This window comes from Streptomyces yunnanensis (assembly GCF_029011865.1).
In the GTDB taxonomy this organism is placed as follows: Bacteria; Actinomycetota; Actinomycetes; order Streptomycetales; family Streptomycetaceae; genus Streptomyces; species Streptomyces yunnanensis.
Genome location: NZ_CP095749.1, coordinates 6,790,097 through 6,803,954 on the forward strand (window position 1 = coordinate 6,790,097; position 13,858 = coordinate 6,803,954).

Consider the following 13,858-nt stretch of genomic DNA (forward strand, 5'->3'; position numbering starts at 1 on the left):
CCTTGAGGGCCTCGCTCAGGCCGGCACGGTGTCCTGGGTGACCTGGGCGAGCCGCCGTCGGCGCAGCAGCCCGGCCAGTGCGTCGGCGAACGCCACCGGGTCGAGGGGATGGGTCACCGCGGCGTCCGCGCGGCTCCAGGTGGCCAGCCAGGCGTCCTGCGGACGCCCGATCAGCAGCAGCACCGGCGGGCACTGGAAGACCTCGTCCTTGATCTGTCGGCAGACACCCATGCCGCCCGCCGGCGCGGTCTCGCCGTCCAGCACGCAGACGTCGATACCGCCCTGGCCCAGGGCCTCCAGGACGGCCGGGGCGGTGGCGCACTCCAGGATCTCGATCCGCGGGGCGTCGGGGGCCGGACGCCGCCCCGCCGCCAGCCGGACCTGCTCGCGGGTGTTGGCGTTGTCGCTGTAGACCAGCACCGTGGCAGTCGCCTGCATCGTTCCTCCACCTGTGTCGCGGCACCTTCATAGCGGCACGGTTCCCGATCAAACCGTTGCGCGATGCTACTCCCGGACGGGCCCTCGGCAGGAGAGGCCGTACGGCCCCCGGATGCGGTCGACGGCCCGTCAGGACCGGCTTTCCCAGGGGCCGTGGGGTGTTCCCCGGCGCGCGCTTCCCCCCTTCGGGCGACCGCCGCGACCGCTCGAACGAGCAGGCCATATGGCCTTGACACACCGAACGGCACCCCCCGGAGTGAGGGCGGGATAAGCGACCGACATAATGTCGGTCGTGGCGACAGCAACGACAGTAGAAACCGGGCACGCGCACCCGTCGGTCAATCGACCGAACCTCACCAGCGTCGGAACCATCATCTGGCTGAGTTCCGAGCTGATGTTCTTCGCGGCCCTCTTCGCGATGTACTTCACCCTCCGGTCGGTGACGGGCGAGGCGTATTGGAAGGAATCCGCCGATGCGCTGAATCTTCCGTTCTCCGCGACCAACACCACGATCCTGGTGCTCAGCTCCCTGACGTGTCAGCTCGGCGTTTTCGCAGCCGAGCGCGGCGACGTCAAGAAGCTGCGCGCGTGGTTCGCGGTCACCTTCTTCATGGGTGCCATCTTCATCGGCGGTCAGGTCTTCGAGTACACGGAGCTGGTCAAGCACGAGGGCCTCTCGCTCTCGTCCGGCCCGTACGGCTCGGTGTTCTACCTGACCACCGGTTTCCACGGACTGCACGTGACGGGCGGTCTGATCGCCTTCCTGTTGGTCCTGGGCAGGACGTACGCGGCCAAGAGGTTCACCCACACGCAGGCCACCGCGGCCATCGTCGTGTCCTACTACTGGCACTTCGTCGATGTCGTCTGGATCGGCCTCTTCGCCACGATCTACCTGATCCGGTAAGAGGTCCGACCGGACTCGCATATCGGACAGACACATCCAAAGCATCGACGCAGAAGATCCTGACACCGGGGTAATCCGTGAAAAAGCTCTCCGCACGACGGCGCCATCCGCTGGCGGCGCTCGTCGTCCTACTCTTCGCGCTGGCGGTCACTGGGGGGCTGTACGCCGCGTTCGCGCCGGCGGACAAGGCTCAAGCCGATGACACCGCCCAGTCTCTTGCCATCAAGGAGGGCAAGAAGCTCTTCGCCGTAGGCTGCGCAAGCTGCCACGGCACCGGCGGTCAGGGCACCTCCGACGGCCCGAGCCTGGTCGGCGTGGGCGCCGCCGCCGTCGACTTCCAGGTGGGCACCGGCCGTATGCCGGCCCAGCAGCCCGGCGCCCAGGTGCCGCGGAAGCGGAACATCTACAGCAACGCCCAGATCGACCAGCTCGCGGCCTACGTCGCGTCGCTGGGCCCGGGCCCGTCCGTGCCCGACAAGTCGCAGTACAGCGCCGAGGGTGCCGACGTCGCCAAGGGTGGCGAGCTGTTCCGCACCAACTGCGCCCAGTGCCACAACTTCACCGGTAAGGGCGGCGCCCTCACCAACGGCAAGTTCGCACCGACGCTCGAGGGCGTGGACCCCAAGCACATCTACGAGGCCATGCAGACCGGCCCGCAGAACATGCCCTCCTTCGGTGACGGCTCGCTGAGCCCGCAGAACAAGAAGGACATCGTCGCGTACCTCGGCGCCGTCAACGGCGACAAGACCGCGAGCCCCGGCGGTATGGAACTCGGTGGTCTGGGCCCGGTGACCGAAGGTCTCTTCGGCTACATCTTCGGCCTGGGTGCGTGTGTCGCGGTCGCCATCTGGGTCGCAGCCCGGACTACGAAGGCCAAGAAGTCATGAGTGAGACAGAAGAAAACCTTCCCAGTGAGCGGGACGTGGCTCACGAGGGCGCGGTGGGGAAGGCGGACAACCCCTTCGCCGACCCCGGGCTGCCGGCCCACGAGCACCGCGTTCAGGACATCGACGAGCGGGCCGCCAAGCGCTCCGAGCGCACCGTCGCCATGCTCTTCCTGGTGTCCATGCTCGCCACCGTCGCGTTCATCGCGTCGTACGTGGCCATCCCGATCGACAAGATCGTCTACATCTTCCCGCTCGGTCACGTCAGCGGGCTGAACTTCGCGCTCGGTCTGACGCTGGGCGTGGCGCTCTTCTGCATCGGCGCGGGCGCGGTCCACTGGGCCCGCACGCTGATGTCGGACGAGGAGGTCGCCGACGAGCGGCACCCGATCGAGGCCACGCCCGACGTCAAGGCCAAGGTCCTGGCGGACTTCGCCCAGGGCGCCAAGGAGTCGCAGTTCGGCCGGCGGAAGCTGATCCGCAACACGATGTTCGGTGCGCTGGCCCTGGTGCCGCTCTCCGGCGTCGTGCTGCTGCGCGACCTCGGCCCGCTGCCCGAGAAGAAGCTGCGGACCACCGGCTGGAAGAAGGGCATCCGCCTGGTCAACCAGTCGACGAACCTCCCGCTGCGTCCCGAGGACATCGCGGTCGGCTCCCTCACCTTCGCCAAGCCCGAGGGCCTGGAGGAGAGCGACGAGGACTTCGCCAACAAGATCGCGAAGGACGCCCTGATGCTCGTGCGGATCCAGCCGCAGAACATCAAGGACAAGCAGGAACTCGCCTGGTCGCACGAGGGCATCGTGGCGTACTCGAAGATCTGCACCCACGTGGGTTGCCCGATCAGCCTGTACGAGCAGCAGACGCACCACGTGCTCTGCCCGTGCCACCAGTCGACCTTCGACCTTTCCGACGGCGGTCGGGTCATCTTCGGTCCGGCCGGTCACGCCCTGCCGCAGCTGCACATCACGGTGAAGGACGGCTTCCTCGAAGCCGTAAGCGACTTCGCGGAGCCCGTCGGCCCGAGCTTCTGGGAGCGCGGATGAGTAACGAGACAACCGCGACCACTGAGCGCCGTGGCCAGGCGCCACGGGGTGAGCGGATCGCCGACTGGGCCGACGGCCGGCTGGGCATCTACAGCCTGGCCAAGGCCAACATGCGCAAGATCTTCCCGGACCACTGGTCCTTCATGCTGGGCGAGGTCGCGCTCTACAGCTTCATCATCATCATCCTGACCGGTGTCTACCTGACGCTGTTCTTCCACCCGAGCATGGCCGAGGTCACCTACCACGGGTCCTACGTGCCGATGCACGGGATCAAGATGACCCAGGCGTTCGAGTCGACGCTGAACATCAGCTTCGACGTGCGCGGTGGTCTGCTGATCCGGCAGATCCACCACTGGGCGGCGCTGGTCTTCCTGGCCGCGATGATGGTCCACATGATGCGGGTGTTCTTCACCGGTGCGTTCCGCAAGCCGCGTGAGGTCAACTGGCTGTTCGGATTCCTGCTGTTCGTCCTGGGCATGTTCACCGGCTTCACCGGTTACTCGCTCCCCGACGACCTGCTGTCCGGCACCGGTGTCCGCTTCATCGAGGGCGTCATCCTGGCGATGCCGCTGGTCGGCTCGTACCTGCAGATGTTCATCTTCGGCGGCGAGTTCCCCGGGCACGACATCATCCCGCGGTTCTTCACGGTCCACGTGCTGCTGCTGCCGGGCATCATGCTCGGCCTGCTGGTGGCGCACCTGATCCTGGTCTTCTACCACAAGCACACGCAGTTCCCGGGTGCCGGCAAGACCAACAACAACGTGGTCGGCATGCCGCTGCTGCCGGTCTACATGGCCAAGGCCGGAGGCTTCTTCTTCCTGGTCTTCGGTGTGATCTCGGTGATCGCCGCGGTCGCCAGCATCAACCCCGTGTGGGCCATCGGCCCGTACCGGCCGGACCAGGTGTCCACCGGTGCGCAGCCGGACTGGTACATGGGCTTCGCCGAGGGCCTGGTGCGTGTCATGCCGGGCTGGGAGTGGAACTTCTGGGGCCACACCATCAACTTCGGTGTGCTGATCCCGATCCTGGTCTTCCCGCTGGTCCTGGTCGCCATCGCGGTCTACCCGTTCATCGAGTCCTGGGTCCGCGGCGACAAGCGCGAGCACCACATCCTGGACCGCCCGCGCAACGTGCCCACCCGCACCGGCTTCGGTGTGGCCTGGCTCGTCGCGTACTTCGTGATGCTGATCGGTGGCGGCAACGACCTGTGGGCCACCCACTTCCACCTGTCGATCAACTCGATCACCTGGTTCGTCCGGATCGCGTTCTTCGTCGGGCCGGTGCTGGCCTTCATCGCCACCAAGCGGATCTGCCTGGGTCTCCAGCGTCGCGACAAGGACAAGGTGCTGCACGGGCGCGAGTCCGGCATCATCAAGCGCCTGCCGCACGGTGAGTTCATCGAGGTCCACGAGCCGCTCGACCAGGAGCAGCTGCACGTCCTCACCCAGCACGAGCAGCCCGAGCCGCTCGAACTCGGTCCCGAGGTCGACGAGAACGGTGTCCGGCGCAAGTTCACGCGCTCGCAGAAGCTGCGCGCCAAGCTCTCCAAGGGCTACTACGGCGAGGACAACGTCATTCCCAAGCCGACCGTCGAGGAGTACAAGGAGATCACCAGCGGCCACGGCCACCACTGATCCCCGCGGGCGCGGTCACGCGCTCCGCTCGTAGTACGCCACCCAGAGGGCCCCGTCCACGAAGAGGACGGGGCCCTCCGGCGTGCCCGGGGGTCGATAGGGTGAACGGCACAAGCAGGAGACGATCCAGGAGCGTGGACCATGAACGTTGTGACCCCGGCAGGCGGCGGCAGCGTGGCGGACCGCTCCTGGCCGGCCCTGCTGAACGCCCTCCTCGACGCCCGTGACCTCACCGCCGACGACACCGCCTGGGTCATGGACCGGATCATGCGTGGCGAGGCCACCGACGCGCAGATCGCCGGCTTCGCGGTGGCGCTGCGCGCCAAGGGCGAGACGGTCGCCGAGATCTCCGGCCTGGTCCGGGCGATGTACGCGCACGCCAGCCTGATCGAGGTGCCCGGCCCCAGCGTCGACATCGTCGGCACCGGCGGGGACGGCGCGAACACGGTCAACATCTCCACCATGTCGGCCATCGTGGTCGCCGGCACCGGCGCCAAGGTCGTCAAGCACGGCAGCCGCGCCGCGTCCTCGGCCAGCGGGGCCACGGACGTCCTGGAGAAGCTGGGCATCAATCTGGACCTGTCGCCGCGGCGGGTGGTGGAGGTCGCGGAGGAGGCCGGGATCACCTTCTGCTTCGCGGCCAAGTTCCACCCCGCGCTGCGACACGTGGCGGCCGCCCGCGGCCAGCTGGGCATCCGGACGACCTTCAACGTGCTGGGGCCGCTGACCAACCCGGCCCGGGTCGGGGCCCAGGCGACCGGCGTCGCGGACGCCCGGATCGCGCCGATCCTCGCCGGGGTGCTGGCCGAGCGCGGCTCCTCGGCGCTGGTCTTCCGCGGCGACGACGGACTGGACGAGCTGACCACCACCGCCACCTCCCGGGTGTGGGTCGTACGGGACGGCGCGGTCCACGAGGAGTCCTTCGACCCGCGGGACGTCGGCATCGACCTGGTGACGGTGGAGGCGCTGCGCGGCGGGGACGCGTCGTACAACGCGGAGGTGGCCCGGCGGCTGCTGGACGGCGAGACCGGGCCGGTGCGGGAGGCGGTGCTGCTGAACGCGGCGGCCGCGCTGGCCGCGCTGGAGCCGTCCGACGCCCCGCTCACCGAGCGGATCCGGGACGGCCTGCGCAAGGCCGCCGAGTCGATCGACTCCGGCGCGGCCCGGCGGACGCTGGACCGCTGGGTGGCGGCCAGCAACGCCTGACACCCCTCGGATGTGACGCGGGTCCCGGTCCGCAATACGGACCGGGGCTTGCGCCCCGATGATCGTGTGGCATGATTCAGCCCAGGTCACGAGTGACAGCGATGTAGGCCCCGGCCCGCTGTCCGGCAACCCTCCTTCCGTGGCGGGGTGCCCCGGGTGATGACCAGGTCGCAGGCAACGAGGTCTGCGGCAAGCGCGGATCCCTCGCCAGGGATCCTGGTCCCCGAGGGAGTCCTTCCGTGATGAAGCGAATGCGTTAGGGCCGCCGGCCCCGTTACCGCGCCTTTCTCCTTTTCCTTTCACGCTGCGACGCCGTGCCGGGCGGATCCTCCGCACCCTCCGCGTGCCGTACGACGCCCCCGCGCCGCAGCGAACTCGCTTACCTCTCACGGGAGTTCGCCATGTCTGTCGTCACCGCTGCCGCCGACCGCTCCGTTTGTGACCCGCTGCCGGTTCTGGGCCGGGATGTCCTCGTCCCGCTGGTGACCGGCGGCGAAGCCGTCTACGCCGCACTGGACTACGCCGCCAGCGCGCCGGCGCTCCAGCGGGTCTGGGACGACGTCGCCGGCTACGCCCCGTACTACGGCAGCGTCCACCGCGGCGCCGGCTACCTCTCCCAGCTCTCCACCGACCTCTTCGAGAACGCCCGCAGGACCGTCGCCGACTTCCTGGGCTGCCGCATCGAAGGGGGCCCGGGCGAAGCCCGGTCCGACAAGGGCGGTGGTGGGCGACGGGAGGGCGACCAGGTCGTCTTCACCCGGTCCACCACCGACTCGCTGAACCTGCTGGCCGCCACCCTGCCGCAGGGCACCCGGGTGTTCGTCTTCGAGACCGAGCACCACGCCTCGCTGCTGCCCTGGGAACGCCGCGCCGACCTGGCGGTGACCTACCTCAACGCCCCGCGCACCCCGCGGCAGGCGGTGGACACCCTGGAGAAGGCGCTGGCCGCCCGCGAGCCCTACGGCCCGGCGCTGGTCTGCGTCACCGGAGCCTCGAACGTCACCGGCGAACTGTGGCCGGTGCGGGAACTGGCCGCCGCCGCACACGCCCACGGCGCCCGGATCGTGCTGGACGCGGCCCAACTCGCCCCGCACCACCCCGTGGACATCGCGGAGCTGGACGTCGACTGGGTCGCGTTCTCCGGCCACAAGCTCTACGCGCCGTTCGGCTCCGGGGTGTTGGCCGGCCGCGCCGACTGGCTCCAGGAGGCCGAGCCGTACCTGGCCGGCGGCGGCGCCAGCCGGAAGGTCGCCCGGCGGGCCGACGGCGGAGTGGACGTCGACTGGCACACCACCGCCGCCCGGCACGAGGCCGGTTCGCCCAACGTGATCGGCGCCTACGCCATCGCCTCCGCCTGCCGGGCGCTCACCGAGGCCGGCTTCGACGGCCTGGTCGCCCGCGAACAGGAGCTGATCGCCCGGGTCCAGACGGGCCTGGCCGACGTCCCGGAGGTCCGGATCCTCTCCCTCTTCGGCGACGACGCCCCGCGCGTCGGCGTCATCTCCTTCGTCGTCGAGGGCTGGAACAGCTCGCACTTCGCCGCCGCCCTCTCCGCGGAGTACGGCATCGGCGTCCGCGACGGCCTCTTCTGCGCCCACCCGCTGGTACGGACCCTGCTGGGCAGCGAGCCCCAGGAACCGGGGGAGTGCGGCGCCCCCGACGCCGCCGACGCCGCCGAGGCCGCGCCCGGCGAACGGTCCCTGAACGCGATCCGCGTCTCCTTCGGCGCCGGCACCCCCGACGAGCACATCGACCGCTTCCTCCGCGCGGTCAGGGAACTCGTCACGGACGGCGCCCGCTGGAACTACCGCGTCGAGGAAGGCCGTTGCGTGCCGGCCGTCGGCGGGCCCGCCTGACGGCGGGGCGCCGGTCCGCTGCGCGGGGCCGATCCGCTGCGCGGGGCTGTTCGGCCCCGCAGACCCGTCACCTCCCGTGGGTGGTCATGAAGACGGTGGGTGGGCGTTCCCGTGAGTGGTCCCCTGCGGGTGCGTTGTCGAGTGGTGACCGTCAGCGGACCACCGGCATCAGCACCCACGCACCTGTCTTTCCCACCCACTCACGGGAGGTGACGGGTCTGCGGGGTGGTGTGCAGGACGTAAAGCGCAGCAGTCCTGCACACCACCCCCGCAGGCCCGTCACCGCACCCAACAGCCCCGCGCAGCGGACAACAACTCCGCGCAGCGGACACCGCAACAACCCGCCGTCAGGCGGCCCCGGCGCCGCAGGCGCAAAAACGCGAACCCCCACGGCGGGAAAGACAAAAACGTGGGAAGCCAGCCAAGCGCAGCGCTACGCGTCGAGGCCGATGGAGAAGGCAGCCTCCAGGTCGTGCTGCGAATACGTGCGGAACGCAATGTGCGTCTCCGTCGAGGCGACGCCCGGCACCTTGCTGATGCGGCCGGGGATGACGTCGGCCAGATCGTCGTGGTTGGCGACCCGCACCATCGCGATGAGGTCGTACGCGCCGGTGACGGAGTAGACCTCGCTGACGCCGCTCAGCGCGGCGATCCGTTCGGCGATCTCCGGGATCTGATCCACGCTGGTCTTGATGAGCACGATCGACGTGATCACGGCTGGCTCTCTCCCTCGGCCGACGGTCCGTTGTCCCTGGTGGCCCCCACAGTATCCCGCCCGTAGCGGGCCCAGGCGTAGAGGAAGCCGAGGGCGAAGCCGACGACGTGGGCGAGGTAGGCGACGCCGGGGCCGGCCGGGTCGTGGCGGGCGGCCTGCCACTGGAGGCAGAACCAGAACAGCAGCACCAGCCAGGCCGGGAACCGCAGCGGCAGGAAGAACAGGAACGGGAACAGGCTGGTGACCCGGGCCCGGGGGAAGAGGAAGAGGAAGGCGCCCAGGACGCCGGAGATGGAGCCGGAGGCGCCGACCAGCGTCTGGTCGGAGGAGGCGTGTGCGGCGGCGTAGCCCAGCAGCGCCAGGTAGCCGACGGCCAGGTAGAAGGCGGTGAACGGGAGCCGGCCCATCCGGGCCTCGGTCATCCCGCCGAAAACGTACAGAAACAGCATGTTGCCGAGCAGGTGCAGCCAGCTCGCGTGGACGAAGAGTGCGGTGAGCGGGGTGAGCAGGGCCCGCGGTGCGCCGCTCCACAGATCGAGCGGAATCACGCCCCAGTGCTCGTAGTACCTGCTCTGGGCGTGGAACAGCGCGTCACCGGTGCCGTATGTCCGGTTCAGGCCGGAGTCCGGGCCGAGCACGAAGAGTGCGCAGCACAGTCCGATCAGCACGTTCGTCATCCGTGAGAACACCGCGCGCAGCGAGCGGGCGGGGTGGACCGGCGCCGTCATGAAGTGATCATGGCGCAATGCGGGCACACGGGACAGAGCGCCTCGCCGCGTCCCGGCTTCCGGGCGGGCCCGCGCCGGCCCGCTGTCAGGCCGTAGGGTTACAGGCAGTACGTTGCGTATTTCCGCAGTCCGACGGCGCACCGCGTGAACGCACCGCAGCACGAGCACGACGAGCACGAAAGAGGACGACACGATGGCTGTTCCCTTGCCGACGGCGGAAACCCGGTGGCGTTGCACGTTGTGCGGAAACCTCACCCGGTTCGACGTGACCCGTCGGTCCAAGGTCGTGGAGTACGTCCACCTCGACCTGGCAGGGGAGCCGTCGGTGGAGGAGCGCGAGGTCGTCAGCGAGACGATCGAGTCCGTGCGCTGCCGCTGGTGCAACGCGGTCGACCAGATCGAGCTGGTGGACCGCCCGGGCGCGAGCGCCTGAGATCGGAGCGATGCAGCCGTGGTGGAACGTCCAGAAGGGGATCCGGGGGCCGAGCGTGCGGACGCGCCCGGAGGAGTGGTCGACGAGGTGCTCGATCAGCCACTGCCCGAGGGCGTTCGGCACCGCGTCGTGGCGCTCACCGCGGAGTGGTTCGGGGCGCTGACGGTCGCCGAACTGCCGCCCCCCTTGCGGCAGTACGCCCGTTTCACCCCGACTCGTCGGGCCAAGTTCGCCGGTAACGCGATGGCCGCGGCGCTGGAGGGCGACCCGGTCTTCCGGCAGCGGATCGCGGGCAAGCTGCGGGAGGCCCAGCCGGAGCTCGCCGAGGCCCTGGAGCAGGGGACCCCGCCCGCTGCCGCCGATCCGCTGGACGTCGCGGCCGCGGCGTACGTGCTGCGTCCCGAGGGCTGGATCAAGCTGGTCGCGGCGGCCGGCGAGGAGGCGCAGCGGGCGCGCGCCGAACGGGCCGGCGAGGAGGCCGAGCGGGAGCTGGCCCGGCTGCGCGAGGAGCTGGCACAGGCGCGCGGGGAGGCCCGCGCGGAGGCGGACCGGGTCCGCGCCGACCTGGAGGCGGCCCGCAAGGAGAACGAGTCGCTGCAGCGCCGGCTGCGCAGTGCGCTCAGCGACGTCAAGCGCGGCGAGGCGGCGGTCCGCAAGGTCGAGGCGGTGCTGGCCGAGGCCCGGGAGCGGGCGGCGGCGGAGAAGGCCGGGGCCGACAGCGAACTGCGCCGGCTCAAGGCCCGGGTCGCGGAGGTCGAGGCGGCGCTGGAGGCCGGCCGGCGGTCCGTCCGCGAGGGGCGCAGCGTCGAGGACATGCGGCTGCGGCTGCTGCTCGACACCGTGCTGGACGCGGCCCAGGGGCTGCGTCGCGAACTGGCGCTGCCGCCCGCCGCGGGCCGTCCGGCGGACACCGTCGACGCGGTCGCGCCGGGCCGGATGACGCCCAAGGACATCGCGACCCGGGCGCTGTCGGAGACCGACCCGGCGCTGCTGGACCAGCTCCTGGCGCTGCCGCAGGCGCACATGGTGGTGGACGGCTACAACGTCACCAAGACCGGCTATCCGACCATGCCGCTGGAGAAGCAGCGGCTGCGGCTGCTGGGCGGGCTGGCGGTGCTGGCGGCCCAGACCGGCGCGGAGATGACCTGTGTCTTCGACGGGGCGGAGCTGGCCGCGCCGGTGCTGTTGGCGCCGCCGCGCGGGGTGCGGGTGCTGTTCAGCAAACCGGGCGTGACGGCCGACGAGTTGATCCGCCAGCTGGTCCGGGCCGAGCCGTCCGGCCGGCCGGTGGTGGTGGTCTCCTCGGACCGGGAGGTGGCCGACGGGGTCGCCAAGGCGGGCGCCCGGCCGGTGGCATCGGCCTTGCTGCTCAAGCGACTTGCGCGAACCTGACATATCCCATGTTGCCCGGAATGGTGCCGGGGAATGGCGCTCGCCCGTGGTACCGCAGCGTCAATTGGCGCTCACGGGCAGTGTGATGTTGGTAAAAGATGGGGTTCCCGGTGCAGTTTTTCCCCGGGAGGATTTGAAGCGATCACAACTCGGTTACTAAGGTCGGCCTCGAACCTTCATACAGGTGATCATCCAACCGGGATGGTCAGTGAAGGTACCGCCGAGTCCGCGGCGTTCGCGCGGAGCCGGGGCACTCGCTCCCCCCACTCCCGGTAGGCGGCTGGAGGAAGAAGGAGCTCGCCCCCGTGGCGTCCCACCGTCGACCCAAGCAGCCGAGCCGTACTCGTGTGACCGTGCTCACCGCGACCGCCGCCGCTGCCGTCGCCCTCTCGTCGCAGGCGGCGCACGCCGACCCGAGCCAGTCGAAGAAGGACGTCAAGTCCGAGGTCGACAAGCTCTACAGCGATGCGGAGCAGGCCACCGAGAAGTACAACGGCGTCAAGGAGCAGCAGGACAAGCTCCAGAAAGAGGTCGACGACCTCCAGGACAAGGTCGCCCGTGGCCAGGGCGACCTGAACCAGCTCCGCAAGGGGCTGGGCGCCATCGCCTCCGGCCAGTACCGCAGCGGCAGCATCGACCCCTCGGTCCAGCTGTTCCTCTCCGGCGACCCGGACACCTACCTCGAAAAGGCCGCCACCCTCGACCAGTTGAGCGGCAAGCAGGCCGAGCAGCTCAGGACCATCGCGGACAAGCAGCGCCAGCTCGCGCAGGAGCGCGCCGAGGCCGCGAGCAAGATCCAGGACCTCTCCGAGGCCCGCAAGTCGCTCGGCGACAAGAAGGACGAGATCAAGGGCAAGCTCGCCAAGGCGCAGGAGCTGCTCAACACGCTGACCGCCAAGGAGCGGGCGGCCATGCAGGCCGCGGACGACCGCGCCAACCGCAGCAACGACCGGGTCAACCTCGGCGACGACGTGCCCGCCTCGCAGCGCGGTGCGGCCGCCCTGGCCGCCGCCCAGTCGAAGATAGGCTCGCCCTACGTCTGGGGCGCGACCGGCCCGTCCTCCTTCGACTGCTCGGGGCTGACCTCCTGGGCGTACGCGCAGGCCGGCCAGTCGCTGCCGCGCACCTCGCAGGAGCAGGCCAACGCCGGCACCCGCATCGGCTCGGAGAGTGCCCTCAAGCCCGGCGACCTGGTGCTGTTCTACGGCGACCTGCACCACATCGGCCTCTACGCCGGCAACGGCACCGTGCTGCACGCCCCGAAGCCGGGCGCCGCGGTGCGCTACGAGTCGATCAACAACATGCCGTTCCAGTTCGGCGTGCGGGTCTGAAAAGCCTCACATCCCGCACAACTTGCCGCCCGATCGGGCGAATTGCGGCCTTGGTCGCTGACCTGCCGCTCCGCCGGTGACCTGCGAAGTCACCGGCGGAGCGGCTTTTTGCGTACGGAAAGCGGGCTTTGGCCGGCATGCCGCGGCGCGGTTACTGTCTGCCCTCGCAGCTGCCGGATCACCGACCGTCCCGCCCGGGCGGCAGGGGCTGCACACGGAAGGAGTTGCGGCCCTCGTGGTGTCCCATCGCCGTTCCTCGCAGCGCGGCCCGACCACCCTCGCCTCGGTCACCGTCCTGTCCGCCGCCCTGGCGACCGCGGCGGCCGCGCTGTCGGCCGCACCGGCCAGCGCCGACCCCTCCTCCGGCGCCGGTGGCGGCTCCACCGGCCGGGAGGGTGCCGCGGCCCAGGTCGGCAAGCTCTACGAGGAGGCCGAGCGGGCCACCGAGCAGTACAACGGCGCCAGCGCCCGCACCAAGGAGCTGCGCGACGAGGTCTCGGCCCTCCAGGACCGCACCGCCCGCACCCAGGCGCGGGTCAACGGAATGCGGGCCCGGCTCGGCGCGCTGGCCGCCGCCCAGTACCGGTCCGGCGGGATCGACCCCACCGTCCGACTGATGCTCTCCGAGCGGCCCGAGAGCTACCTGGAGAAGGCCGCCGCCCTGGACCGGCTGAGCGGCACCCAGGCCCACGAACTGCACCGGCTCCAGGCCGCCACCCGCGAACTGGAGCAGCAGCGCCACGAGGCGGCCCGGAAGCTGGCCGAGCTGGAGGCCAGCCGCACCGAGGTGGCCCGCCACAAGAAGAACGTCCAGCGGAAGCTGGCCACCGCGCGGCGGCTGCTCAACGCCCTGCCCGCGCAGGCCCGGGCGGCGTACGACCGGGCCTCCCGCAGCGACGGCCGGGACGAGTACATCCCGGACCTCACCGGGATCGTGCCGGGCTCGGGCCGGGCCGAGGCGGCGGTCGCCGCGGTGCGCGCCGCGGTGGGCGCCCCCTACGCCTGGGGCAGCACCGGCCCCTCGTCGTTCGACTGCTCCGGCCTCACCCAATGGGCCTACGGCCAGGCCGGCATCTCGCTGCCGCGCACCTCGCAGGCCCAGCGCGGCGCCGGGGCCCAGGTGCCGCTGTCCCAGGCCCGCCCCGGCGACCTCGTCATCTACCGCTCGGACGCCAGCCACGTCGGGATGTACGTCGGCAACGGACAGGTCGTGCACGCGCCCTACCCGGGCGCCCGGGTGCGCTACGACCCGGTCGACATGATGCCGATCGAGGCGGTCACCCGGCCCTGAGCA

General features: G+C 70.5%; 13 protein-coding genes and 1 riboswitch. Of the genes, 10 read left to right on the forward strand and 3 right to left on the reverse strand.

Annotation, left to right across the window (positions count from 1 at the left end; genetic code table 11):
* Positions 1–15: 15 nt before the first annotated feature.
* Entirely contained in the window at positions 16–438 is a 423-nt protein-coding gene (locus tag MOV08_RS29600; protein WP_039637264.1) for a hypothetical protein, read from the reverse strand.
* Positions 439–721: 283 nt separating this feature from the next.
* Here MOV08_RS29600 and ctaE point away from each other — a divergent pair, with 283 nt between their 5' ends.
* The 6 genes from ctaE to MOV08_RS29630 all read left to right on the forward strand — a co-directional run bounded on the left by ctaE (position 722) and on the right by MOV08_RS29630 (position 7,965).
* On the forward strand, positions 722–1,342 hold the full coding sequence (ctaE, locus tag MOV08_RS29605; RefSeq protein ID WP_039637266.1) for an aa3-type cytochrome oxidase subunit III: 621 nt from the start codon (positions 722–724) through the stop codon (positions 1,340–1,342).
* 77 nt (positions 1,343–1,419) lie between these two features.
* Complete coding sequence (gene qcrC / locus MOV08_RS29610; protein ID WP_067352484.1) at positions 1,420–2,229, forward strand: cytochrome bc1 complex diheme cytochrome c subunit; 810 nt, start codon at positions 1,420–1,422, stop codon at positions 2,227–2,229.
* Complete coding sequence (gene qcrA / locus MOV08_RS29615) at positions 2,226–3,269, forward strand: cytochrome bc1 complex Rieske iron-sulfur subunit (protein ID WP_039637270.1); 1,044 nt, start codon at positions 2,226–2,228, stop codon at positions 3,267–3,269. Before qcrC ends, qcrA begins: the two co-directional genes overlap by 4 nt.
* Entirely contained in the window at positions 3,266–4,903 is a 1,638-nt protein-coding gene (qcrB, locus tag MOV08_RS29620) for a cytochrome bc1 complex cytochrome b subunit (protein WP_039637272.1), read from the forward strand. Before qcrA ends, qcrB begins: the two co-directional genes overlap by 4 nt.
* A gap of 141 nt (positions 4,904–5,044) precedes the next feature.
* Complete coding sequence (gene trpD, locus MOV08_RS29625; RefSeq protein ID WP_275309535.1) at positions 5,045–6,109, forward strand: anthranilate phosphoribosyltransferase; 1,065 nt, start codon at positions 5,045–5,047, stop codon at positions 6,107–6,109.
* An 84-nt stretch (positions 6,110–6,193) separates the two neighbouring features.
* A riboswitch (SAM riboswitch) is annotated at positions 6,194–6,311 on the forward strand.
* A gap of 199 nt (positions 6,312–6,510) precedes the next feature.
* Complete coding sequence (locus tag MOV08_RS29630; protein WP_275309536.1) at positions 6,511–7,965, forward strand: aminotransferase class V-fold PLP-dependent enzyme; 1,455 nt, start codon at positions 6,511–6,513, stop codon at positions 7,963–7,965.
* A 433-nt stretch (positions 7,966–8,398) separates the two neighbouring features.
* On the opposite strand, the gene MOV08_RS29635 is transcribed toward MOV08_RS29630, so the two are convergent.
* Both MOV08_RS29635 and MOV08_RS29640 read right to left on the reverse strand, forming a co-directional pair.
* On the reverse strand, positions 8,399–8,680 hold the full coding sequence (locus MOV08_RS29635) for an Lrp/AsnC family transcriptional regulator (RefSeq protein ID WP_039637278.1): 282 nt from the start codon (positions 8,678–8,680) through the stop codon (positions 8,399–8,401).
* Entirely contained in the window at positions 8,677–9,408 is a 732-nt protein-coding gene (locus tag MOV08_RS29640; RefSeq protein WP_239010165.1) for a rhomboid family intramembrane serine protease, read from the reverse strand. Before MOV08_RS29640 ends, MOV08_RS29635 begins: the two co-directional genes overlap by 4 nt.
* Positions 9,409–9,601: 193 nt before the next feature.
* On the opposite strand from MOV08_RS29640, the gene MOV08_RS29645 reads away from it, so the two are divergent.
* The 4 genes from MOV08_RS29645 (at position 9,602) to MOV08_RS29660 (ending at position 13,855) form a co-directional block, all read left to right on the forward strand.
* Positions 9,602–9,841, forward strand: coding sequence for a hypothetical protein (locus MOV08_RS29645; protein ID WP_039637280.1), 240 nt, complete (start codon positions 9,602–9,604; stop codon positions 9,839–9,841).
* Positions 9,842–9,916: 75 nt separating this feature from the next.
* On the forward strand, positions 9,917–11,233 hold the full coding sequence (locus MOV08_RS29650) for an NYN domain-containing protein (RefSeq protein WP_052286944.1): 1,317 nt from the start codon (positions 9,917–9,919) through the stop codon (positions 11,231–11,233).
* Between the two features lie 305 nt (positions 11,234–11,538).
* Positions 11,539–12,564 carry a C40 family peptidase gene (locus tag MOV08_RS29655; protein ID WP_039637284.1) on the forward strand — a complete coding sequence of 342 codons (1,026 nt, stop codon included), beginning with the start codon at positions 11,539–11,541 and terminating at the stop codon, positions 12,562–12,564.
* Between the two features lie 235 nt (positions 12,565–12,799).
* A complete protein-coding gene (locus MOV08_RS29660; protein WP_039637286.1) occupies positions 12,800–13,855 on the forward strand; it encodes a C40 family peptidase in 1,056 nt (351 codons plus the stop codon).
* The last annotated feature ends 3 nt before the right edge of the window (positions 13,856–13,858 follow it).